This is a genomic window from Pseudoflavonifractor phocaeensis (assembly GCF_016901955.1).
GTDB lineage: Bacteria > Bacillota > Clostridia > Oscillospirales > Oscillospiraceae > Flavonifractor > Flavonifractor phocaeensis_A.
The window spans coordinates 26,375-51,000 of sequence record NZ_JACJLC010000017.1 but is presented as its reverse complement, the minus strand read 5'-3'; the positions used below and the strand labels follow the sequence as shown (position 1 = coordinate 51,000).

Below are 24,626 nucleotides of genomic sequence, written 5' to 3'. Positions count from 1 at the left end.
TCCAAGTGATTTACCAGACCGCCGAGGACGGGCTGGGCGATACCGTCAAGCCCCGCTTGATAGAAGCCGAAGCCGACCTTGACCGCGTGCTTGTGATTGATGAAGCCAAACGGGAGCTTACTCTCTCCGACGAGCGCATAGAAAAGGCAATCACGCAGAACGGGGCGCGGCTGATTATCCTTGACCCCATACAGGCGTACATGGGCGAAAAGACCGACATGAACAGGGCAAACGAAGTGCGTCCCATGTTCCGCCGCCTTGCCGATGTTGCCGAGCGTACCGGGTGCGCTGTTATCCTTATCGGACACTTGAACAAAGCCGCCGGAGGGCAGAGCGCATACCGGGGCTTAGGTTCTATCGACTTCCGCGCCGCAGCAAGGAGCGTCCTGCTGATCGGGTGCGTGAAGCGGGAGCCGAATGTGCGCGTTATCGTCCATGACAAATCTTCCCTTGCGCCGGAGGGCAAGCCCGTTGCTTTTTGCCTTGACCCGGAAACGGGCTTTTCATGGATAGGCGAATACGACATAACCGCCGACGAGCTGCTATCCGGCGCGGGCGGGAACACCGCCACCAAGACCGAGCAAGCAGAGAAGCTGATACTTGACTTACTCGCAGACGGGAAAGAGCTTGCCAGCGAGGACATTGTAAAGGCCGCAGCCGAAGCCGGAATATCCGAGAGAACAGTTAAAAATGCCCGCCGCAATCTTGATACCCGGATAGAAGTCATACGCCGGGGAAATCAATGGTACTACCGCAGGAACGAAGCCAAGAGTGCAAAGTAAGAATGCAATCCGTAGATACCTTTGCATTGTTGCACCCTTGCACCCTTACCCGATATGACCGCCTCATGTGCCGGCCACATGGGGCTTTATCTTTGAAAGGAGAGCCTATGAACAATGAAACCAGCAAGACCAGCACCCCCGCAGCCGCTTCCCCTCTGACCGCCAAACCCGACCTTGTGAAGAACATCGGCGGCACGACCTTTGACATTCATATGGCAAATATCTTCCGGGAGCAGACTCCTCCCTCCGCTCCCGGCGGCATCCGATCTGGAGTTGACCGAAAGCTGCGGAGGAAAATCTGGGAAAAGAAAATTGCTATGGGCCACAAGCCCGATGACCATGAAGAACCAATGATGAATCTGTAATGGAGGTGCTCTCTTGAAAAAGAACTATCACAATTCCTTCCTGTTCCATGATAAGCGAAATCCCACTCTGGATCGTATTCAGGAGCGGAAAAAGCTTGCGGCAGTACGACAGGTCCCCTATCATCGGCGGATGCGGAAACGGCGGAAATAAGGAGGCGATCTGAATGCCCTACATCCACTTTACCGAGGAGCAAAAGCTCCGGGCCAACTCTGTGGATCTTGCGGAGTTTCTCCGCCGACAGGGAGAAAAGCTCATTCCATCTGGCCGGGACAAGCGTCTTGCTTCCGATCACAGCATTACAGTGCGTGGAAACGAATGGTATGACCATGAGTCGAAGGAGGGCGGCAAAGCCATCTCTTTTGTGCAGACATTCTATGGCCTGTCTTATCCAGAGGCCGTGAAGCGCCTGATGGGCGGCGAGGGAATTGCTTACGCTCAGGCACAGCCGGAACCAGAGGAGGAAAAACAGTTTGCTCTCCCACCCGCCAACCAGACCATGCGCCGAACCTACGCATATCTGCTTCAGGAGCGGCTCATCAGCCGCGACATCCTATCTTCCTTTGCTCATAAGAAATTGATTTATGAGAGCCGGGAATTATCCAAGGATAAGATGAAAGAATACCGCAACGCCGTGTTCGTTGGATTCGACGAGCACGGCGTTGCCCGTCATGCTCACAAGCGGAGCCTATATTCCAAGGGCAAGAGCTATCGGGGCAATGTGGCTGGCAGCGATCCACGGTATAGTTTTCACTGGATAGGAACCAGTAATCAGCTCTATGTGTTTGAAGCCCCTATTGACCTGTTAGCGTTCCTTTCCCTGCATCCAACAGGGTGGAAATCGCATAGCTATGTGGCCCTCTGCGGCACAGGAGAACAAGCCATGCTCTGGATGCTGAAACAGTCTCCCACACTACAGGAAATCATCCTTTGCTTGGATCACGACGCAGCAGGGATCGAGGCCACAGGACGGCTTACAGACATTCTGCGAGAGCAAGGCTATTCCCAGATCACAACTATGCAGTCCCAATACAAGGACTGGGACGAGGATCTAAGGGCACAGCACAACCTGTCCGCCCAGCCAGCTGAGGAACATCCACAGTTGCTGGCTGCTGAATCTGTCTGCGCCCGAATCGCCATGAAATGTGCGGGTATCCAGCCAGATAGAGTGCTTCAGCGATTACCAGCGATGTTTCAGTTTTACCGCACCTGCATGGAAGGAAACAAACTGGACACAGCCATGGACTGCATTGAGGAGATAGCAGCTATGTCTTTGCAGGTCGTACTGCGGGAGTGCCGTCAGCTCGGCGCCGACCTGACGATTACCCAGGGAGGACAGTTCCTCAAAAGTCGTATTCTGCCTCACCAGAATCGCAGTAGCCTGAAACGCCGCACAGAGGAGATTTCAGCATTGATCCAACGGGCAGTTGATCAGAGCGGTGCTCCTGGAATACGCGGCGAGGCAGAGAAAAGAGCGATTGCCGGCGCATGGCTGGATCTGGCTATTGCCTGTGCCAAAGTATCGGTCAAGCAGGATGCGGATGAGAGAAAGCTCATGCATACTGTGGAGGCAACTCCGTCAGAGCAGGAACAATCCATGCAAGCCGGATAGAAGAATCATCATCTCAGGTTGCCTTTACCAAACAGAGATAAGACAAAGGAACCGTCTTAGCCTATCCCAAGCTCTAAAACATGTGATATCATACACAGGAGCGCATTATTCCACCTTCTGATATTGAGACGATCTCATATCAGAAGGAGGAAAATGTGTCGACCCAAATCATTTTTATTGTTGTCTGCGGTCTGGGACTCCTTCTCATCGCTGCAGCCACACATTTTTCCGGACAAGGTTCTCTGGACAGTATCAAATCCAAAACTGTGGGCGATGGACAGCATGGAACTGCACGCTGGGCCACAAAGCAGGAAATCCAGAAAACCTATGCCCATGTACCGTTTCGGCCGGAGCTTTGGCGCAAAGGGAAAAAACTCCCTCAGCAACAGGGTTTTATCCTGGGGTGTGAAGGACGCAAAGACCATGTCATTGCTATAGTCGATACTGACGACATCCACGCTATGGTTACCGCCGCCAGCGGCGCAGGCAAAACCGCATATTTTTTATACCCCAATATCGAGTACGCATTGGCCACAGGAACATCCTTTCTATGCACAGACACAAAAGGAGATCTATTCCGTAACTATGCCGGGATTGCCAAGGAAAACTACGGCTTCCAGATTTCTGTCCTGGATCTTCGAAATCCAACCCGGTCAGACGGGAACAATCTGCTCCATCTGATCAACCGGTACATGGATGTCTATAAGGCCGACCCTCAAAATTTGTCTGCCAAGGCAAAGGCTGAAAAGTACGCCAAAGTGCTTTCCAAGACACTCATCAACACCAGCGGTGGGGACAGCTCCCAGTATGGGCAGAACGCCTACTTCTATGACGCAGCCGAGGGCCTTCTGTCCTCCATGCTGATGCTGGTAGCAGAGTACCTACCTACCCAGGACAAGGATGGCCATCCCATCGAGGAGAGGCACATCGTCTCTGTATTCAAACTGGTTCAGGAATTGCTGGTTCCCAGTCAGATCAAAGGGAAAAATCAGTATCAGCTTCTCATGGATAAGCTGCCGGAAAACCACAAGGCCAAAATGCTGGCTGGTTCTGCGCTCACCACCTCCGACCAGGCTATGAAGTCAGTGATCTCCACGGTGCTCTCAAGATTGAATGCTTTCCTGGACAGCGAGATGGAACAGATCCTGTGTTTCGATACTGCCATCGATGCAGAAATCTTCTGCAATCAAAAATCCGCAATTTTTATCGTGCTTCCGGAGGAGGATCAGACCAAGTATTTCATGGTCAGCCTGATTCTCCAAAATCTCTACCGAGAGATACTCACTGTTGCGGATGATAACGACGGCCGCCTAAAGAGGCGGGTTGTATTTTTTGCAGATGAGCTTGGAACCTGCCCGCCCATCCAGTCACTGGAGCTGATGTTCTCTGCATCCCGCTCCCGTGGTCTGATGCTGGTGCCCATCGTGCAGAGCATCACAGGCCAACTCCAAAAAAACTATGGCAAGGAAGGCTCGGAGATCATAGTTGATAACTGCCAGGTAAACATCTTCGGCGGCTTTGCACCTTCAAGCCAGACAGCGGTGGAGGTCTCCAAGGCGCTTGGAAGCCGAACAGTCATGAGCGGCTCCATCAGCAGAGGAAAGAACGATCCGTCCCAAAGTCTCCAGATGATAGAGCGCCCCTTGATGACACCGGACGAGCTGAAGACCATGCCCAAGGGGAGCTTCATTGTAGCCAAGACGGGCGTCCACCCCATGAAAGTGCGGCTGCGGCTATTTCTTGATTGGGGCATTCGATTTGGCAAACCATATGAAGTGCCTGAGCGGGTCCAGCGGCCCGTGGCCTATGCCAGCAAGCAGGAGTTGGAGGATGCGATTTTACTCCGTCACCATGCACCCCAAGTTGGGGACACAATGGAGGAGAAGCAGGCTTCTGAGTCTGCAACAAATGGCGGAGCATCCGCTGCACCCTTGGAGTATGAGGAAGCACATAAAACCGCTGTCCGGCTCTGAAAGGGGGGAAAAGCATATATGACAAATTTTCGAGCTATTTATTCTTCAGACCTGAACCACCGAGCCAGAGTGGTCTATATGTATTTGGCAGATCGAGCTGACCGGGACGGAAAATGTTGGCCAGCTATCAAGACTATCGCATCTGAACTGAACCTCTCCCGCTCCACCGTCAAGCGGGCGCTCGATGACCTGTGTAGAGCAAAACTATTGACCAAGGAGACACGCTGGCGGGAAAACGGCGGTCTGACCTCAAATCTCTATCGGATCTCCTGACAAAGAAGCAGACTCTCCCCACCAAGGGGAGAGTCTGCCTTTTTAGTGGACTGAGGAACGGTTCATCATGAACCATCCAGAAGGACCCACTCTATCAGAGATTTTAATACAGAGAATAACTACCTCTGGATTCACACAAGAAAGTCGATACGGCTGGAAATTGTACACAGTCTATGCTATAATACAAACTCAACCAGAATGATCTGTCAGAACAGGTACGTGATCCTTTCGCTGCGGGGAGGTGAAGCAGGTATGATACAACAGAAAAACGATCCCATTTGGAATCTCACCCGGGAACAGTGGTTCCAGGCCGTCTGCTTCGCCCTGTGCTTTTTGGCCTTCATGCTGGCGGAGGCGGCGGTCAATGCCCGGGCGGCGGTCCTTCTGGGGCCGGAGCGGGTCAATGCCGTCTACGCCCTGGGGCTGGTCTGCACCGGCCTGGGTTTCCTGTCGTTTGCCTTGCTGCGGAAACTGATCCGTGGGGAGCAGGGACGGAAATATGCCGCCTTTTTGGCGGGGGCGCTGTGCGTGGCTTCCGCCGTTTTGTTCCTCATTACCAACCAGACCACGCTCTTTTCCCTGTGCGCCGCGCTGTGTCTGCTCTCCTGCGGCCACATAGGAGGCTGCGTCTACTACAACCACGCCATGACCTTCCAGGGCAGCCGCTGCACCGGCCGGATCACCGGCATCGGGATGGGTCTGGCCGTGCTGCTCCAGTTCCTGATCCAGAGCGTCATCCCCCTGGATGTCATTTTCCTCATCAGCATGATCGGCAGCATTTTCCTGGTGGTGTTCCTGATGTCCAGGGCGCCCCGGGACTGGGTGCTGGCCGACCCGCTGCCCTATTCCGCGGAGAATGAGACGCCCCGGCGCACCGCCCTGATCCTGCTCTTCGCCGTGGCGCTGATGAGCCTGGTGTCCGGTCTCATCGACGGGGTGATCACCGCCTTCGACAGCGCCGGGACCTATGACATCTACCACGGCGTACGGCTTTTCTATGCCCTGGGGCTGATTCTGGCGGGCTGGGCGGCGGACCTGCGGAGGCGGAGGCTGCTGCCTCTGGCCACGGCCTGTGTGATCCTGCTGTCCTCTGTCTCCACGGCGCTGCTGTCCTCCCCGGCGGGGTACTTTGCCGGCGTGGCATTGATGTATGTGTACAGCGGTTTCTATGTGATCTTCCTGACGGTGCTGTTCTGCGACTTCGCCCCCAGGACCTCCCGCCCGGAGCTGTGGGCGGGCCTGGGGCGGGCGGTCCGGAGCTTCGCCGTGGCGGCGGTGGTGCCGTCCATGCCCTGGCTCTATGACGCCTGGGGCAGCACTGCGCTGACGGTGGCCAGCTGCCTTCTCTCCGTGGCGGTGCTGCTGGTGCTGCTGCCCTGGATCAGCCGGGGCGGGCAGAGAGAGCAGTCCCTCTCGCCGGAGCAGGCGCTGGAGCGGTTCTGCGCAAGCTGCCGCCTGACGCCCCGGGAGTCGGAGGTGCTCTGCAAGCTGCTGGAGAGCGACGACAGCCTGCAGCTCATCGCCGCCCAGCTGGGTATCTCGGTGCGGATGGTGCAGCGGTATGTGACGGCCATCTACGAAAAGACCGGGGCCAAGTCCCGCACGGGACTGCATCAGCGCTATACGCAGCACATGTTGGAAAACCGCTGAATGCTGCAAAAAACAAAACATTTTTCCCACAAAACCAGGGGGTTCGTAAATACGAACCCCCTGATTTTTCATTTTGGCGGGAATACGGCCTGCACAAATCGGCCCTGGTGAGCTACAATGGCGACATCCAACCAAGGCAATACGGAAGAAAGGAGGAGGCCATGAGCGAATATCGCGTATGCCGCCTGCTGCCCTATAGCCGGCATCTGGTGAGCCTGGCTGTGTGCGACGTGCTGGAGCAGGAGGGCTGTCTGGACTTTGTCCGGGAAGAGCCGGACGGGGCCATCCTGGCCGATGTCACGGTCTACGAAAACCCCGGCCGGTTTTCCATCGCCGTCCGGGACGGTCCGGCGGGAACGGAACTGACCGTCTCCATCACCCAGCCCCGTCCGGGGCTGTCCCCGGAGGGACAGTGCCGGGCGGAGAACTACCTGGCCGACCGGGTGGAGCAGCTGCTGGAAAACGAGCTTCAGCTGGAGCCGCTGGTCCGGCCCGGAGCAAACCATCCGACAGAGAGAGGAAGGAGATGCGTATGAAAACACGAACACGAAACCTGAAGCGGCTGCTGTCCCTGCTGCTGTGCCTGTGCCTGGTGGCCGGGCTGCTGCCGGTGACGGTTCTGGCGGCGGGAGAATCCGCCCCGGCAGAAGACGGGTTCCTGTGGCTCACCACCGATGTGGTGGCAGACAACGTGGAGCCCGCCAATGGCACAAAGCTGTATCCGGGCGGCGGCACCACGGAGGGCGCCGTCTACGACCAGGGCACCAACACCCTGACCCTGACGAATTTCAGCGGCTCCGACCTGAACCTGATCGCCCGGGCGATGGGCAGCGGGTTCAAGATCGTGGTGAATGGGACCAACACCCTGAAATGCGTCCGGGTATACGGCGGCATCCATGGCGGCGCCCTTACCATCGAAGGGACCGGCACCCTCACCATAAACAACTCCGCCGATACCGCCTATTACGCCGGCATCGACCTGCGGGGCGAGGGGGTGGAGACCGCCCTGACCATCGGGGCGGAGGTGACCCTCCACGTCACCGGGCGGAGCGGCTCGGGCGCGGTGTCCGTGGCGCCCGCCCTCACCGATTCCACGCCCATCACCTGGGGCGGCACCCTTTCCAACGGGCAGCTGGCCGGCAGCCCGATCATCCTCTCCCTGCCCGCCATGTATATGGAGAACCCCTATGATAAGTACAATGTCTACCGGGACGGGGCAGGCAAGTACTATGGGCTGAAAATGGACCGGGGAACGGCGCCCTCATACGATTTTGTCTATTCGGTCTATGAAGTCACCTACGCAGACGGAACATACACCTTGGGTGCCGACACGGTGCCAGGAATGGTGGGCATCTCCGAAGATGATAAGAACACCTGGCTGGCCGATAAGACCCCCGTGTGGTCGGATTGGTCCAACTGGACCATCTCCAGCGATGCCACCATGGCGGGGCGGCTGGATACCCTGTCCTTCCTGCCCGGCGTCAGCCAGGGGCCGGTCATCACGGTGACGGGCAGCGTCCCCGCCGAGATGAAGGTGGGGGACTCCTACAATGTCAGCCTGTCCGCCACCGGCAGCGGCACCATCACCTGGAGCAAGGAGGGACAGTGGCCCGCCGGGATCGACCTTAGGGACAACGAAGACGGCACCGCTGACATTACCGGCAGCCCCACCGCCGCCGGGATCTACACCTTCTCCGTCATGGCCACCGACGGCAGCGGGCAGTCCGCCACCCGGGAATTCACCCTGCGGGTGACCAACGAAGTCAGTCAGCTGAGCTGGACCACCGCGAAGCTGGCCCCGTCCACCGTAAGTCTGGACCAGGTGAACGACTATACCCTGACCCTGGTCCCCAGCGAAGCCCTCACCCTGCCCGCCGGGACCGTGCTGTCCATCCGGGCCCAGGGGGTGGACTTCACCGACGCCGCGGTGAGCGACAGCGGATTTTCCGTATCCAATGGCGGATCGGGCGCGGTGGGCATCCGGTGCGATCAGGACGCTACTATCCCCGCCGGGGGCGTGACCCTCACCCTCACCGAAGTGAAAAACCCCGGCGGGGAAAGCCAGATCTACCCAACTCTGGGTGCGCTGAGCTGGGACGCCGGCGGCGTCACCTACCAGCTGCCCGAGACCACCATGGAGTCCATCCGCTACACCGGGCGGGTGCTGCTGGAGGGGGGCGTGTGCTATCTCGTCAAGGGGAACCAGATCTACTTCAGTGTGTCGGCCTACGGCGACGGGGATGTCACCGCCACCCTCCACTACTCCACCGGCAGCGATGAGCCAAAGACCAAGGCCTATATTCTGGAGCGGAATTCCGTCGACCCCACCGCCGAAGGCACCGTGAATTTCCCGGCGGACGCCGCCAGATTGGTCAAAACGGTCTTTTCCCTGCCCGGAGCGGAGCCGATCGAATGGACGTTTGACATGAACCGCAATACCGCCACCCCCCAGATGGAGGTCACCGTCCACGCGGCGGCGGGGGTTCCGCTGGACGGGGCCTGCATCCTGATTCAAGAAGAAAATAATGAGAAAACCGGCAGCATGGCATATGACCCCTCCTCCGACCAGCCGTTCACCATGGAGCTGGATAAGAGTTGGATAGACAGAGCTGTCACGGTCTCCCTGGCGGTCTATCAGGGGGAGTACATCAAACTGGCCGAAAGCGGTTCCCTCACCATCTCGGCCGCGAAGCTGAACCAGGTGACGCTGACGGTAGAGGAGACCGGCTACCAGAGCTATACCTTGCGCTTCCAGACAGCGGACGGTGAGCCGGTGGATGCCTCCGGCCTGTCCGGCACGCTGGAGTGGAAGGGGACATCCCTTGCCCGGCGGGAGAGCTATCTGTTCCAGAATACGCTCCAGGCCGGGGACCTCACCCTGAAGGTCTCTAACCCCGGAGAGGAACTGGCCCGGGACTACAAGATGAAGGAGACCTACACCGAAGGTACCGGCCTGGCTGTTGACGAAGGGACCATTACCATTACCCTGGAGGCATGGGACCGCTCCGCCGTCATCACCGGCGTGGTCACATGCGGCGAGGGCGACGATCCAGAGCCTGTGGCGGGGATGCGGGTCTCCGCCGAACAGACCCTGGACGGCCGCTCCTTCCAGTCGGTGGCCGTCAGCGGCGCGGACGGCAGATACACGATCCCCAACCTGGTGCCGGGGGAGGAGGCCAAAATCACCGCCGCCGCCGTGGGCTACCCGGACTATGAGGGCACCGTCAGCGGCGACAGCCTGACAGAAAACGGAACATACAACCACAACATCACCCTGAGCGGCACTCAGGGCACCATCTTCGTCTCTCTGAGCCAGCTGCCCATCCCGGGCACCGCCGCCAACGGCAGCACCGTCCAGTCGCCCACCTTCTCCGTGTGGCAGCCTGTTCCGGTGACGGAGGGAGAGGACGACAAGCCGGCTGCGCCCGATGAAACAAAAACGGAGAATGAAGCGATTCAGGTGACCCAGGTGGCCACCACCGGCGGCTACTACCTCACCCTGCCCGAGCTGCCCGGGGACAACTGGGGCGAAAAAGAGGTGGACGTCACGGTGACCGCCCCCGCCCTGGCCCAGACCGGCTCCGTGGTCTCCCAGGGCCGCGGCGGCGTGATCCGGGTGCAGCTGGACCAGCGGGGCTATGGCCGGGCGTCCTTCAACGGCCTGGTCCAGATGGGCGTGGTCAACCTGGGCACCCCCACCTCCCGGGACCTCTACTATGTGTTCGTGTATGACAGCGAGGGGGCACTGACCAGCGTCCTGTCCCCCACCGTCTCCAAGTCCATCCAGCTCCCGGCGGGGGAGTACACCGCCTACTTCCTGGGCTCCCTGCGCTGCACCGAGGAGGTGGCCGCCGCGGCCAGGTGGAGCAGCTCCTGGAGTGAGATCCAGGCGGCTGAGCTGGTGGCCGCCGGCGCGGTGAAGCAGACGTTTACCATGGCGGACGGCAAGGAGACGGTGCTCCCCGACCTCACGGTCCCCAGCGACGCGGACGAGGCCCTGCCTGGCTCCTATGTCCGGGCCCCCCACGTGACGCCGGAGGGCGAGATCTACGAGATCACCGGCGTCATCAGCCTCCCCGCGGGGGCCCGCCTGAGCACCATCCAATGCTCTGACCTGGCCCTGATCTCGGCGGCCAAGGTGGGGGGCAAGACCGCCGCGCTGAGCCTGGGCGAGATCTCACCGGCCTCGGGTTCGGACACCGGCGTGATTCCCTTTACCATCTACTGCCGCACGGCCACGAATTCGGCCAGCGCCCAGAGCGAGGGGACGGTCCACAAGGTTGACGTGACCTATGCTGACGCCAACGGCGCAGAGAAAACCGTCACCCTGGGCGTCCTCTCGGTGGCCTACAGCAAACTTCTCACCCTCCAGGCTCCCCAGCGGGTGGACACCGCCGGGCTGACGGTGTCGGGCCGGACCGAGGCAAACGCGGTGGTGGAGCTCTATCTGGAGCAGACCCTGCTGACCACCGTCCAGGCCGACGGCAACGGCCGCTATACCGCCACCCTCACCCTGCCGGTGAACGGGAACCGGGCCTCCGACCACCTGATCATGGCAAAGCTCATGAGGTATAAAAATACCGTGGCTTACGCCCCCGTCTCCTACGTGCCCGGCGAGGCCATCCTCACCGGATTGCTCATGTGGGTGGAGAACACTGTCCTGGGCGATGAACAGGAGATCCCCATGAGCGTCAACGGGGGCAGCGTCAACCTCATCACCCAGGGCTCCCACGACCACAGCTTCCAGTTTACCGCCACCTTCGAAAACGCCGACAAGCTCCGGGAAATCGGGGACGGCGCCAAGGTCCTCCTCCGGGTGGATACCGACGCGGACAGCCGGCTTCTGGTGGCCAAAGATATTGGCAACGGCGTGTTCCAGACGGATGAGGAGGTCTTCCCCTCGGGGGCCATGCCCACCCAGGTGACCCCCCTCTACGCCTCCAAGCTGCCCGACACCGCCGCCGACCTCACCGCGGAGGAGGCGGTCCTGGCCGGCGTCCAGGCGGCGGAGGGGCAGAAAGCCCTGGAAGCGCTGCTGGATGCCTATGACCTGACGCCGGAAAACGCCGACCGCAAGGATCTGCTGCGGGCCTACGCCAGCATGTATGAGAACGTGGCGGTGGCGGGGGACCCGGATGCGGCAGACGCCGACATCATCCTCTCCGACACCGCCCCCACCGCCGCCGGGGAATATGAGATGACCTTCACCACCCAGACCGGGATGGTGACCGACACGCGGGCCGAAGCTCTCGTTCAAAGTCTGAAAAACGACTCCAATTACCAGAAGTCCGCCGTCAACGGCAGCCTCAACGTGGGCAACACGACCTACAACAGCGTCACCAACTACACCCGCCTGTTCTTCTGCGACAAGGCCGGACAGCCCATCACCGATCCGGAGACCATCGCCGCCGGCACCTTCGCCGGGACCGTCAGCCTGACCTTCACGGTGGGGGTATCCAACGGCGGCACGGAGGTCTGCTGGACCCGGATCACCACCCTGACGCCGGGGGCCAAATTCCCCAGCTACAGGGACAACGGAACCCTGTCTGGGTTTGAGCCCGCCGCTGCCACTGTGCGGAACGGCGGAATCGCCGCCATCCTCCTGCAAAGCGTTCCCCTGTTCACAGGCGAAGCCCAGGTGCTGGCTGACGGCGAGGGCACCACCACCACGACCACCACCACCGAGACCCGCCGCCTGAACCAGGAGGAGATGCAGGTCTACTTTGACTCCGGCGTGGCGGGCAGCGACATCTCCTACGAGACCTACGCCAATTTCGTCATGGACGCAGTGCCCCTCAGTGACGATGCCAGATTCATGGGTCAGACATTCGATTACTTCAAGAACACCAAGGCCCTTTTCGGCGAAGCCACCGAATGCGAGCAGCTGGGCACCATCGCCGACGTGCTGGAGGGCTACCGGAAGAACCTGCTGGAGATCTACGACACCTTCAGCGGCCTGCCCACCGACCAGTGCAAGGACCTGGCGAAGCTGGCCCAGATGTCCCTGGATGCCTTGGGGGACGTGAGCGAGATCGTGGATCAGGCCCAGGTGACCCATCTGGCCGTCAGCCGGATCACCGATGAGATGAGCAAGGTGGGCATCCTGGTGGGCCCGCTGGAATTTACGGGGGCCGGCACCCTCTACAATGTGAGCACCGCCTTTGTGGGCCTGGCGGCCAACGCCACCAACGACCAGACCAAGGCGGAGGCCCAGCGGCAGTTCATCGGCTTCAGCTACCTCTACGAGCAGGTGTATAACCGGGCCACGGCCATGGGCTACAAGCAGGGCAGCGGCGGCGACGCCGGCAATATCGAGGAGGTCACCACCGTCACAAAGACCGTCACCACCAACCGGCAGCGCCACTATACCTGGGTGGAAAACGGCCAGCTCTGGGCCCTGGTGAAGGTCATCGAGACCACCACGACCACCACCACCGTGGAGCTGCGGATCACCTACTACACCGGCGTGTACCGCACGATCCCCATCAGCTCCGATACCGTGGAGACCCAGAGGTACTGGGAGGAGAAGGAGGTCGTCGAACCGGGCAGCGACGGCTGGTCCTCGGACACAACGACCGAGGTGACGGAGAACGGCGAGTCCGTGCCCCCCAGCGGCGGCAGCGGCGTGGAGATCAAGCACGACCCCAGCGGCTATGTCTACGAGGCCGTCCTCTCCAACCCCGTGGCGGGGGCCACCGTCACCCTGTACCAGAACGCCATTGAGTTTGAGCCGGAGTATGCCGGCGGCGACATTGGGAACCCGGATTACAGCCATGTTATCAACACGGATGTTCAGGCCACCAACGACCGCAAGCCCTATGTGGACTACACCGACGCGCCCCAGATCAACCCCATGACCAGCGACCAGGAGGGTCACTACGGCTGGGACGTGCCCCAGGGCCTGTGGTATGTGGAGGCGGAAGCGGCCGGCTATCAGCCCGGCAGCAGCAACAACGACAAGGCGGCCATCGTAGCCATCGGAAACGTCAACTGGCTCCCCGTCCTGCCGCCCCAGCTGGACGTCAACATCCCCATGGTGGACTACTCGGTGCCCACGGTCACCAAAGTCACCCCCCAGACCGACGGGGTCTACATCCAGTTCAGCAAGTACATGGAGGAGGACACCCTGACCGCTGACAGCTTTCAGCTGTGGGTAGACGGGCAGACCCCACCCTTTACCCTGGAAAAGGTGGACAGCGAGCGGGCTCCGGACAACATCAAATACAGCGGCACCGCTCCCAGCTACACCAGCCTGGTGCGGCTGGTCCCGGAGACGCCTCTGACAGCAGGCCAGCAGGTCAAGGTGGCCGTGAATGTGGCTAAAAATAAGGACCTGAGCAGCTACGCCGGCACGGACTTCCCCAACACCTACTTGAGTGACCCGGCCCCTGTGGTGCAGCAGGCGTCTGTGGAGGCCCCTTCCGCCGCTAATATTTCCAGCGGAACCTACTACGGCCCCCAGCAGGTCACCCTCATCTGCAACACCCCTGGGGCGGAGATCTGGTACACCACCGGCAGCGGAGCGTTTGATCCCGACACCTGGACCCGGTACACCGGCTCCATCCCCGTCAGCAGCAGCGTCACCCTGTCCTTCGTCGCCGTCAAAGACGGCATGCTGAACAGCGCCATTCAGACCATCACCCTGCAGATCGCGACGCCCGTGATCTCCGGCGGCGACACCCCCAACCCCGACCCCGGTCCCACTCCCGGCGGCGGCGGAACCGTCACCTATGGGGTGAGCGTGCCTGAAGGGACCACCGGAGGGTCTGTGTCCGTCAGCCCCAGCAGAGCATACAAGGGAAGGACTGTCACCATCACGGTGAAGCCCGACGAGGGCTATGAGCTGGACACCCTCACCGTCACCGACAGCAAGGGCAACGAGCTCGAGCTCACCGACAAGGGGGACGGCAAGTACACCTTCAAGATGCCCGCCTCCAAGGTGGAGATCCAGGCATCCTTCCGGGAGATCGTGGTGGAGCCTGTGAACCCCTTCACCGACGTGTTCGAGAGCGACTACTACTATGACGCGGTGCTGTGGGCGGTGGAAAACGGCATTACCAAGGGCACCAACCAGTCCGGCACCCTGTTCAGTCCCGATGTGACCCTCACCCGGGCGGAAATGGTGACCTTCCTGTGGCGGGCCGCCGGCTGTCCGGAGCCCACCGCGACCGAGCACTCCTTCGTGGACGTGGACAGCGAGGCCTTCTACTATGACGCCATGCTGTGGGCGGTGGAGAACGGCATCACCAACGGCACCGGCGACGGCACCACCTTCAGCCCCAATGTGACTGTGACCCGGAGCCAGGCGGTGACCTTCCAGTGGCGGGCCGCCGGCTGCCCCGAAGCCTCCGGCAGGCGCTTTGAGGACGTGGCGGCGGACGCCTGGTACACCGACGCCGTCACCTGGGCGGTGGAAAACGGCATCACCATCGGCACCAACCAGTCCGGCACCCTGTTCAGCCCCGGGATGGACGTGTCCCGGGCCCAGGCGGTCACCTTCCTGTGGAGAGAACTGGCCTGAGCCGGTGAGCACAGGAAGCCAAAACAAACGGCGGGAGGGACCGGCATCGTCCGGTCCCTCCCTGCTATACGAGAATCTTACAGACGGCGGTTTGAGTACCAGGGCATGCTCTTTCTCCAACAAGAGAGCGTTCCCAAAGGTTCTGGCTTATTTGCATACATCATAGGAGGGCTGAAATTAGCACAATGAATCAATCATATTGGCTTCGCTGTCCAGTTTGCGGGGAACGTTCAAAAACAAAAGTGTATGCAGATACCGTACTGGTCAGGTTTCCGCTGTACTGTCCCAGATGTAAAAAGGAATGCCGAGTAGATGTTGTACAACTGAAAATGATTTTGAGCAAGGAGCCAGACGCTTAAAGCGCAGAGCCTGCTGCCCTATAAATAGGGTCGCAGGCTCTTTTTTTATTTGGATCACTATTTGATTTGTATGTACTGTTCCGAGCGCAAAGCCTCCAACACGGCCTCTATAACAGGGATCAGCGCGGTTGCCTCTTGCTCGGAACAGTTCTCCAGCAAACAGCGAAGCCGGATGATCACAGGGTTTTCGCATTGCAGTTCGGGATAAAAAATTTCATTCGCATCTATGCGGAGTGTACGGATAAAGGGCCAGAGCACCTCTAACTTTGGATTTGCCCTGTAGTTTTCTATGTTGACCACCGTGCGGACATCGATCTCTGCCTCTTCCGCCACACGGTTCTGTGTCCAGCCAAGTTCATTACGCGCCCTTTTGGCGGCGTCACCCAGAGTTTTAGAAAAATCACGCACTGCAGTTCACCTCGAAGTGATTTTACAATGCTTTCCGCTGCATGAAAATGTACTGCAATATCGGATGAGGGGCAGAGCGTGCGGTCTTCTCTCTTAAAAAAATTTCCTGCGTTATCCACTACCTTCGACGAACAGGATTTCCCTGGCCAATATGCCTGGATCGACACCATTGAAGACCCCGACCTTTTCCGAAAAATCAATTTGCTCTCCAACGCCGACCTGGAACTGCTTACATTGCTTGTGATTCATGGATACAGCGAAGCAGAGATCGCCAGGCAGCGGGGCTGTAGTAGAAACACGATTTCAAAAAAATTTGCTCGGATCAAAAGATTTTTGAAATAAAGGGTTACAAAAGCGTCCTCTCACTGCCTACGCAGTGAGGGGACCTTTTCCCTCTGTGTGCTTTGAAAATCAAATATCCGATCGTCTGAATACCTTCCTGGCGGGGCCCTCCGGAAAAGGGCAAGCGACGCTGGAGGATGCGCCAAGACCACCTGTAGAGGTTCCGGTACAAGCTGCAAACGAAGTCACCCTCACAATATTTGTTCGGTTATGTCAGTTTGCCGGATATAACCTCTATCAACGACGGCCAAACAAGGTGCCAAGCGGGTCCATCCGTCCATAAAACAGCCTGTGGCAAGCTGTATCGCGATGATTCCGTCAGGGACAATGATACTTCCGTCCAGTCCCAGACTCAAGCAAGGAGGGCGGCCGACAGAGATCCTGCCGGGGGTGGAACTCCCATGACGCAGTGAAGCCAGCTGCGGTTCGGATGGTCGCCCTATGGTTTCCGATTGGTCAAAAAGGGCCGTCTTGGGAAAAAGAACCGTGAACTCTACGACATTGAGATCAATCCAGAGGAGGCCATCGCCGTCAAGCGTATGTTCGATCTAACCGACCGCTATGGCTACGGAGGGCGAAAGATCTCGACCGTTCTGAAAAGCGAAGGCATTGTCAACCTGCGGACAGGGGAACCGTTCCACTACTCCACGATTCAACATATCCTCTCAAATATCATGAATGTTGGGATTCTGCGCAGCGGAGAGACACAGTCAGAGGTATTTCCGGATCTGCAGATCATCCCGCTGGAGCAATTCCAACGGGTAGCAAAAGCACGGAAACAGAGATCCATCAATTACGCCATTCAATGCGGATGGGAACCGGAAACAGTAACACTTGCGGATGGCAGTGAAGCCACCGTGGTCCGTTCTTCCGGAGCCTATCCGCGCAGAATCGTCGGCAAAGCTCTCCTCTCCGGGAATGTCTATTGCGGTCACTGTGGTGGCCGCATTTTTGCTACTACCGCAAGGAAGAATCACTACCCCACGCAGAACCCGGAACGGATCGCAGTTTATAAGTGCTACAACCGAACCCAGCATAAGGAGCAATGCGACGGTCCATCCACCTACTGTGCAGAGAAGGTGGACCGTGTCGTGGAGTCTGTGCTCCACGGCATTTTCGAGAGAGCCAAGCAGGTGAATGAAGATACATTCCTGAAACATCAGGTTCAAGCATCCACCAAGCACTACCAAGAAAAACTGACTATTATGAAGGCCGAATATACCAAAGCCACAAAAGAATTAAGCAAATGGGAAGATATGATGTTGGACTCCATGGAAGGAAACTGTGTATTTACATCAGAACAAATAAAGAAACGGATGGATACTGTACAGGAACGGATAGTCCGGTTGATTCAGGACATCGAATCTATACAAAGCAGTTACGGAGAGGCCAAGTCCATTGCCGAAGAAATTGCCATGCAGCATCAGAACCTTCTCTCCTGGGCGCAGATATTTGACGCGGCCAGCATCCCGGAGAAAAAAGTCATTGCCTCCCAGATAATCAAGGCCGTGACTTTGACCAGAAATTACGGCATTCAAATCGAGTTCCGTATCTCAGAGGCACAGTTTTTGAACGGTATGGATATGTCGTAAGCCGCGGGGATGGTATCCCACACCCCAACATGCTATAATGAAGACAAAACGATGAAGGGGGCGACACCATGGCCATTGAGAACGGCGAGTGGATCATGCGGGGCATGGCTTGGGATGATCCCGCCCGCATCCAGAGCTGGGAGGAGCTGATAGGCTGGATCAATGAGATTGGTTTTCTGCCCCTGTTCAAGAATGAGGTGGCTGGCTTCTCCGTGGAGGAGCACACCGCCCCCCTCTACTGGTGGTCCGGTGATGCGGAGCAGGACCCCTGGGAGTGGCGTTGCCTCATGGCTCGGAGCGGTCAGGCGGCCTACGGCAAGTTTTTCGGGAAAAAGGCCGGCTTCATCTCCAAAGCCTGGTTTCCCCACTTCGCCAACTGGCGGCGGGACAGCTATGACTTTGACAGCCGCTGAGAGGACGAGCTGGCTCCCATGCGGCAGAAGCGGATCATGGACTGCTTTGCCGGGCAGGACGAGTGGTTCTCCTTCGCCCTGAAACAGCGGGCCGGCTTTGGCAAGGGCGGGGAGAAAAACTTCGAGGGCACGGTCATCGACCTCCAGATGGGCGGATACCTCCTGATCCGAGACTTCCGGCAGCGGATTAACAAACGGGGTATCCCCTACGGCTGGCCCATTTCCGTCTACACCACGCCGGAGGCCCTGTTGGGCTATGACCATGTTTCTTCCGCCTATGCAGCGGCGCCAAAGATGTCCAAGGCTTTGATCTACCAACAGATCCGCAAAAATTTCCCGGAGGCCGCCCAGAAAGAACTGTATGCCGTGCTGGGATGGTCCCGATAACTGGACTGAATTTGTGAGATACTATTGATGGAGGGGGGAGAGATATGAAAGAGCGGACCTATATCTGCTGCGACCTGAAAAGTTTTTACGCCAGCGTGGAATGTGTGGAGCGGGGATTGGACCCTATGACCACCAACCTGGTGGTGGCAGATCAGAGCCGCACGGACAAAACCATTTGCCTGGCCGTCTCCCCCTCTCTGAAAGCCTACGGCATTGGAGGACGGGCCCGTCTCTTTGAGGTGGTTCAAAAGGTTGCCGAGGTCAACGCCAAACGCAAGTGGAGCGCCCCGGGGCATCAGCTCACCGGCTCCTCCTGGCACGACCCGGATGTGCAGAGTGATCCCTCCCTGGCCCTGGACTATATCGTGGCCCCGCCCCGGATGGCCCACTACGTTGACTGGAGCACGAAGATTTACAGTGTTTATCTGAAATATGTAGCTCCAGAGGACATCTTCACTTACTCCATCGACGAGGTGTTCATGGACCTCACCAATTACCTGGACACCTACAAAATGACGGCTCGGGAGCTGACCCGCACCATCATTCTGGACATCCTTAAGACTACCGGCATCACCGCCGCAGCGGGTATGGGGACCAACTTGTACCTGGCCAAAGTTGCAATGGATATTGTGGCCAAGCATGTCCACCCCGATTCGTTCGGGGTGCGCATCGCCAAGCTCAACGAGATAAGCTATCGGCGGCTTTTATGGACCCACCGTCCCCTCACTGATTTCTGGCGAGTGGGCAAAGGATACGCTTCCAAGCTGGAGGCCCACGGCCTGTACACCATGGGGGACATCGCCCGGTGCTCCATTGGCAAGCCCGGGGAGTATCATAATGAGGCGCTCTTATATAATCTCTTCGGCATCAATGCGGAGCTGCTCATTGATCACGCCTGGGGGTGGGAGCCCTGCACCATTGCAGATGTGAAAGCCTATAAGCCGGAGAACAAGAGCATTGTCTCCGGCCAGGTTCTCAAGTGCCCTTACGACTTAGGGTTGCCCCCCTTCATTTGGTTGTCCGCAAACACCATTGTAAGGGCGCATCCCCTATGAGTCCACTTCTTTCTTACACTGTTGCACTTGTATTGTATATGCGCCATTAAGCTTTTTTCGTGCCTGCGGGCACGAACTCCGCGAGGCTTTTTTGACAAGCAGAAGGGGCTGCTGCGCTGGTGCGCAGCAGCCCCTTCTGGTATTACAGTTCACAGCGGGCATCTGCCGGACTTTTCCGGCGACTCTCTTGTCGGCCCGCCAGGGAGATCACACCACCAGGCCCACCATCCGGTAGAGGAAGGTCATGGCCTCAGTGCGAACACAGGGCGTGTTGGGCCCGAAGCTGTACTCCCCGAGGAAGCCGTCGGTGAGATGGTTTTCCACCGACCACATCATGGCGTCATAGAAATACTCCGTACCGTCCACATCCCGGAAGGGCTCCCAGGTAGAGCGGTAGCTGGGCTCACCCATAAAGCGGTAGAGGAAGGTCAGAATCTCGGCCCGGCTGCACTGCCGGGTGGGGGAAAAGAGCCCGGCGCCGGTACCGGTGGTGATGCCGTTCTCCACCGCCCACAGCACGGCGTCATAGTAATAGGAGCCGGCGGGGACGTCCGAGAAGGGATTTGTGGTGGTCTTGGGGGTGGGGCTGCCGGCGGTCCGCCACAGGAAGGTCATGATCTGGGCCCGGTCGCAGACGGCGTTGATGCCGAACAGGGTGGAGCTCACGCCGGTAGTGATGCCCTTGTTCACCGCCCACTTCACCGGAGCCTCGTAATAGGAGCCCGCTGCCACGTCGGAGAAGGTCTTGCCTGCGTCGTAGTCCAGCTCATAGCAGCACAGGGCGTAGTAGGTGGTGTTGAGCAGCACCTCGTACTTGCCGTCCCCGTCCACGTCCTCCACCAGAGGAGTGGCCATGCAGCCGTTGTGCATCGAAACAGTGCCGCTGTAGCTGGCGTAGCCGTCGTGGAGGTCGTGGCTGGCCAGCAGGTTGCCGTCGCAGTCCAGCACATACAGCGCGCCGTTGACCTTGGTATCGGTGCGGTCGTTGTTCTCGGTATAGGAGGCCACGATGACCTCCAGCTTGCCGTCGCCGTTGATGTCCTTGCACACCGGCGGGCAGGCAAACTCAAACGCCGTAGAGGTGCTCTTGGGCAGGGTGAAGGGCCACTGGCCGTGCTCCGTGCCGTCCAGGTTGAAGCAGTGGAGCTTGCCGTTGTAGGAGTTGAAGAGGATCTCCTGGTACCCGTCCCCGTCCAGGTCGGCGCACACCGGCTCGGAGAAGACGCCGCCGGCCAGGGAAACCTTGTCATAGGACTTCAGGCATCTGCCCAGATCCCGGGGAGCGGAGGTCCAGTCAAAGCCCAGGGCTTCATTGACGTAGCGGGTGCGGTCCTGGTTGAAGATGAAGGCGGTCATGTACCGGGTGTCTTCCAGAGTGGCGTCGTTGGACTGGTTGTAACCGGTGCGGTCGAACACCAGTCCGGTCACCACTACCTCCGAAACACCGTCGCCGTCCACGTCGCTGTAGGTCGCCGCGGAGTGGCCAAAGGTGGCCCGGTAAAGCTCGGCACGGGTCTCATCCCCGTCCACGGGGTAGCCCCAGCCCTCGTTTTCGCAGGAGATCTCCTGGTCGTAGTCCTCATAGACCGCCACCTTGCCCCAGCTCCGGCCTTCAAACAGGTCGGAAGCGGTCACCAGGGAGCTGTCCCCGTAGTAGGCGCCGATAAAGGCGGTGTCATTGGGGACGATGATCTCAGGGACGTTATCCCCGTTCAGATCGCCCAGAGCAATAGAGTTGGCAAATACGCCGTAATTGTAGGCATTGCCCGTAATGGTACTCTGGGAGTAGTTGGCGTTCTGGGAATCTGCCAGTTGAGGCCAGCCCGGCAGAATGGTGCCATCGCTACGATAGACCCACACACTTACCGATGAAGCGATTCCCACGCCTACCACGATCTCCAGCTTGCCGTCACCGTTGACGTCCCCCACCGCCAGGGAGCGAATGGGGCTGCTGGTGGGCTTCTGAGGCCAGCCCGGCTCAAAGTATCCCTCGCTGTTGAGCACAGACAGGGAGCCGTTGCCGTACCCGATGACAATTTCCAGCTCACCGTCGCCGTCCAGATCCAGCACTTTGAAATCCGCGAACACTTGGCCCGATGCCACGTTGCCGTAGTCGGAATAGGGGGTGGAGCGGTCTTTACCCGCATTGATTCGCCACTTTTCCATACCAGTTACCGCGTTCACCACAGAAAGGGAGTAGGCGGCGTTGATGGCCTCCAACGCTCCGTCGCCGTCCAAATCCACCACCACCGGAGTGGCATAATAGGCCTCTTCGGTGTAGTAGTCGTTGTTCCGGCCGGCAAACAGATACTCCTCCTCAATGGCCAAGGATGATTGCCCCGGCTGTGCTTTGGCCGCCGGAGACACTCCGGAAACCAGGCCAGTGGCCATACAGAGCGCCAATGCGGCAGCTCCTACTCGACGTAACATAATCCCACATCTCTCCTTATACCAAAATTCCCGATATTAAATACCGTATTTTGATATAATACCATAATATGCTTGAGAGCACAAGGTATTGCTGACCCTTCCAGCCATCCCGTGAGATAGTACATTAAATGCAGAAAAGGTTAAACGACCTTTTTCTGCATTATTTTTTTGCTGCCGGGGGCAGGTCCGGCGGAAACGAGGTGAGAACGTGAGCAAACAGAGGACATTGACCATGCAGGATCGGAGGGTCCTGGCGAGGCGCTGGGAGGCCGGAGACGGCGCTGTTGAGATTGCGGTCGATCTCGGCTTCTCCCCTGCCGCCATTTACAGCGAGCTGAAGAGAGGAGACACCGGCGAGCTGGACCAGAACAAGCGGCCGAAGTATGACCCTGATAAAGGGCAAGAGGTATACCAGAAGAACCTGCGGAACAGAGGACGCCGGAAGGCGGAAAAGTAAGGAGGAGCTATTATGGCAAAGTTCAGGACCTGCGAGAAGTGCGGGGTGTCATTGGATCACGGTGAGGTCTGCGACTGCAAGAGAGGCACAGAGAGGCGGAGCGTGGCCTATAAGGCCAGAGAGGCTGCCATCAAGGAAGCGGTGGACGCTGAAGTGATCATCACCCTGGAGAAGAAGAAGGGCAGCGAGACCTTCAGACGGGAGATCCAGGCGTCAAGCGCGTCGGCCGCCCTGAACGGGCTGGCCGTGCTGCTGAAGGAGCACGCAAAAACCGTGGGGGTGAGCACCGTGCAGGTGCTGGCCATCCTGGCGACGGTGCTCACCGTGCCGGAGATCCGTGACGGAGACACCGGGGCGGAGAAGTGAGGAGGACGCCATGAAACACTATGAGATCATCATTGAAAACAGGAACTACCCCCTGACCTATCGTTGCAGTACGATTGCGGAGGCCTTCGGCTGCCTGATGGAGGTGTCCGGGTGGGCGTCTCACGTGCGGTTTGATCCGGACGGGCTGATGGAGACGCTGGTGAGCATGCGGTTCGGAAAGACCATCTCTCACAACGGGTGCGGCTATTACATTTCGGTCAAGGACGGGGAGGTATAGACGTGGAGCAGCAGTTCTTCACAATCGAGGTGCAGGTGCAGCCGTCCAGGATGGAGCGGCTGCGGCAGAGGCGAGAGCTGGCGAGGCTGAAGGCCGCCCTGGCTGCGGCCTGCCTGGTCTCCCTGGTGCTCACAATACTGCTGATCAGCTCCAGCTGTTCGGCGGAGAAAGAGATCGAGGCGGAGAGCGGATGGACGGTAACGGTGCAGCTGCTGGCGCCGGAAGAGACGGCCGGGCAGCAGGCGGAAGCCGAGGAGCCGCAAAGCAGGTATGGGGAGATCACAGAGGACGAGCGGGAGCTGATCGCAAGGGTGATCTACCTGGAGGCGCGCGGTGAACCGGCAGAGGGACAGCAAGCCGTAGCCGAAGTGATCCTGAACCGGGTGGCCGCGGACAACTTCCCGGGGAGCGTGAAGGGCGTGATCTACCAGGAGGGGCAGTTCTCAACGGCGTCCGCCATTCCGGAAGCGGAGCCGGGGGAGGCTCAATACGCGGCGGTGGATGCCGCCATGTACGGAGATCCGGTGCTTCCCATGGATGTGGTCTACTTCTCCAGAGAGGGGGAGAACGACGATGTGTGGGGAACAATCGGAGCGCATGTGTTCTGCTACCAATATGAGTGGGAATAGGAAAACCCGTCTGATGATGGCCCGCCGGGCACGGGCCGAAACGCTCCCCAGCGGGGGCGTCACGGGAGCCCGTCGGCAACGTGGGGAACCGCCGCCACGATGATATATGCACTTTGAAATCTGAAAACGGAGGAACGAGCATGAAGGAAGGATAACGAGCCGGATGGCTTTGGCATGTTATCGGCGCCCTCCGGGAGTCTTTCCGGAATGGAACGGATCCTGTACATAGGCACATTCCGTGAGGGAAAGTATCACGGCTATGGCCTGCTCTTTGCAGAACCGACCTCGGAGGACGAAAATGTGGTGCTCAATCTGTCGTACCGGGGAATCGGGGAAGAAGAGCTCCGGACAATCTATCATTCCTTTGCTAATTATGTGTGCTATGAGGGCGAGTTCAAAGACGGAGCCCCAAATGGGCAGGGGAATCGCTTTTCCTGCAGCCTGTATTACTCGGTGCTGGCAAGCCAGATGAGCGGGGCGGACAGTCTGCGGTTGGACGATATCGGTTTTACAGTCACCGTGGGAAAATTTCGGGACGGCAGCGCCAACGGTCCGGTGAAACAATACCGCTCCGGCATGCTCTCTTATGAGGGAGAAATGAAAAACGATAAGCGGGACGGCAGAGGTGTTCAATACCAGAGCGGGAGTACGGCAGTTCTGTATGAGGGGGAATTCAAAAATGATGCGTACCATGGCAGGGGCACCCTATATGACGAAAACGGACAGGTGGTGTACAGCGGCAAGTGGAAGAACGGCGATTATGCCTGAGGCTGTAC

At 58.8% G+C, this 24,626-nt stretch carries 19 protein-coding genes and 2 pseudogenes; 19 read left to right on the top strand and 2 right to left on the bottom strand.

The window, feature by feature from the left end; genetic code table 11:
- From H6B51_RS06045 to H6B51_RS06000, 10 genes are all read left to right on the top strand, one after another.
- The coding region (locus tag H6B51_RS06045) for an AAA family ATPase (protein ID WP_243421159.1) at positions 1–782 on the top strand (782 nt) is incomplete at its 5' end.
- Between the two features lie 107 nt (positions 783–889).
- Complete coding sequence (locus tag H6B51_RS06040) at positions 890–1,147, top strand: hypothetical protein (protein WP_204882827.1); 258 nt, start codon at positions 890–892, stop codon at positions 1,145–1,147.
- 13 nt (positions 1,148–1,160) lie between these two features.
- Entirely contained in the window at positions 1,161–1,298 is a 138-nt protein-coding gene (locus tag H6B51_RS06035) for a hypothetical protein (protein ID WP_204882824.1), read from the top strand.
- A gap of 13 nt (positions 1,299–1,311) precedes the next feature.
- Positions 1,312–2,757 carry a DUF3991 and toprim domain-containing protein gene (locus tag H6B51_RS06030; protein ID WP_204882823.1) on the top strand — a complete coding sequence of 482 codons (1,446 nt, stop codon included), beginning with the start codon at positions 1,312–1,314 and terminating at the stop codon, positions 2,755–2,757.
- A gap of 155 nt (positions 2,758–2,912) precedes the next feature.
- Positions 2,913–4,730, top strand: a complete 1,818-nt coding sequence (locus tag H6B51_RS06025) for a type IV secretory system conjugative DNA transfer family protein (RefSeq protein ID WP_204882822.1) — start codon at positions 2,913–2,915, stop codon at positions 4,728–4,730.
- Positions 4,731–4,748: 18 nt separating this feature from the next.
- Positions 4,749–5,003, top strand: a complete 255-nt coding sequence (locus tag H6B51_RS06020; RefSeq protein ID WP_204882821.1) for a helix-turn-helix domain-containing protein — start codon at positions 4,749–4,751, stop codon at positions 5,001–5,003.
- Between the two features lie 252 nt (positions 5,004–5,255).
- On the top strand, positions 5,256–6,653 hold the full coding sequence (locus H6B51_RS06015) for a helix-turn-helix domain-containing protein (protein WP_204882820.1): 1,398 nt from the start codon (positions 5,256–5,258) through the stop codon (positions 6,651–6,653).
- Positions 6,654–6,814: 161 nt separating this feature from the next.
- A complete protein-coding gene (locus tag H6B51_RS06010; RefSeq protein WP_204882819.1) occupies positions 6,815–7,189 on the top strand; it encodes a hypothetical protein in 375 nt (124 codons plus the stop codon).
- Complete coding sequence (locus tag H6B51_RS06005; RefSeq protein ID WP_204882818.1) at positions 7,186–15,174, top strand: S-layer homology domain-containing protein; 7,989 nt, start codon at positions 7,186–7,188, stop codon at positions 15,172–15,174. Before H6B51_RS06010 ends, H6B51_RS06005 begins: the two co-directional genes overlap by 4 nt.
- A 185-nt stretch (positions 15,175–15,359) precedes the next feature.
- On the top strand, positions 15,360–15,533 hold the full coding sequence (locus tag H6B51_RS06000) for a cysteine-rich KTR domain-containing protein (protein ID WP_087339395.1): 174 nt from the start codon (positions 15,360–15,362) through the stop codon (positions 15,531–15,533).
- A gap of 57 nt (positions 15,534–15,590) precedes the next feature.
- Here the strand turns inward: H6B51_RS06000 and H6B51_RS05995 are convergent, their stop codons facing one another.
- Positions 15,591–15,941 (bottom strand): helix-turn-helix transcriptional regulator, encoded by a 351-nt coding sequence (locus tag H6B51_RS05995; protein ID WP_204882817.1) that lies wholly within the window; start codon positions 15,939–15,941, stop codon positions 15,591–15,593.
- A gap of 78 nt (positions 15,942–16,019) precedes the next feature.
- On the opposite strand from H6B51_RS05995, the gene H6B51_RS18310 reads away from it, so the two are divergent.
- From H6B51_RS18310 to H6B51_RS05975, 4 genes and pseudogenes are all read left to right on the top strand, one after another.
- Positions 16,020–16,283 (top strand): sigma factor-like helix-turn-helix DNA-binding protein, encoded by a 264-nt coding sequence (locus H6B51_RS18310; RefSeq protein ID WP_204882816.1) that lies wholly within the window; start codon positions 16,020–16,022, stop codon positions 16,281–16,283.
- Between the two features lie 452 nt (positions 16,284–16,735).
- Positions 16,736–17,875 carry a recombinase zinc beta ribbon domain-containing protein gene (locus tag H6B51_RS17650; protein WP_243421158.1) on the top strand — a complete coding sequence of 380 codons (1,140 nt, stop codon included), beginning with the start codon at positions 16,736–16,738 and terminating at the stop codon, positions 17,873–17,875.
- Between the two features lie 68 nt (positions 17,876–17,943).
- Positions 17,944–18,675, top strand: a pseudogene (locus tag H6B51_RS18625) (AlkZ-related protein).
- 44 nt (positions 18,676–18,719) lie between these two features.
- Positions 18,720–19,664, top strand: a pseudogene (locus H6B51_RS05975) (Y-family DNA polymerase); the annotation flags it as partial.
- A gap of 273 nt (positions 19,665–19,937) precedes the next feature.
- Here H6B51_RS05975 and H6B51_RS05970 read toward each other — a convergent pair.
- On the bottom strand, positions 19,938–22,160 hold the full coding sequence (locus H6B51_RS05970; protein ID WP_204882815.1) for an FG-GAP-like repeat-containing protein: 2,223 nt from the start codon (positions 22,158–22,160) through the stop codon (positions 19,938–19,940).
- 208 nt (positions 22,161–22,368) lie between these two features.
- Here H6B51_RS05970 and H6B51_RS05965 point away from each other — a divergent pair, with 208 nt between their 5' ends.
- From H6B51_RS05965 to H6B51_RS05945, 5 genes are all read left to right on the top strand, one after another.
- Positions 22,369–22,617, top strand: a complete 249-nt coding sequence (locus H6B51_RS05965; protein WP_204882814.1) for a helix-turn-helix domain-containing protein — start codon at positions 22,369–22,371, stop codon at positions 22,615–22,617.
- 12 nt (positions 22,618–22,629) lie between these two features.
- On the top strand, positions 22,630–22,983 hold the full coding sequence (locus H6B51_RS05960; RefSeq protein ID WP_204882813.1) for a hypothetical protein: 354 nt from the start codon (positions 22,630–22,632) through the stop codon (positions 22,981–22,983).
- Positions 22,984–22,993: 10 nt separating this feature from the next.
- On the top strand, positions 22,994–23,221 hold the full coding sequence (locus tag H6B51_RS05955) for a hypothetical protein (protein WP_204882812.1): 228 nt from the start codon (positions 22,994–22,996) through the stop codon (positions 23,219–23,221).
- A 2-nt stretch (positions 23,222–23,223) separates the two neighbouring features.
- A complete protein-coding gene (locus H6B51_RS05950) occupies positions 23,224–23,850 on the top strand; it encodes a cell wall hydrolase (protein WP_204882811.1) in 627 nt (208 codons plus the stop codon).
- A gap of 207 nt (positions 23,851–24,057) precedes the next feature.
- The gene (locus H6B51_RS05945) at positions 24,058–24,618 is read left to right on the top strand and encodes an MORN repeat-containing protein (RefSeq protein ID WP_204882810.1); all 561 of its coding nucleotides are present in this window, start codon (positions 24,058–24,060) and stop codon (positions 24,616–24,618) included.
- The last annotated feature ends 8 nt before the right edge of the window (positions 24,619–24,626 follow it).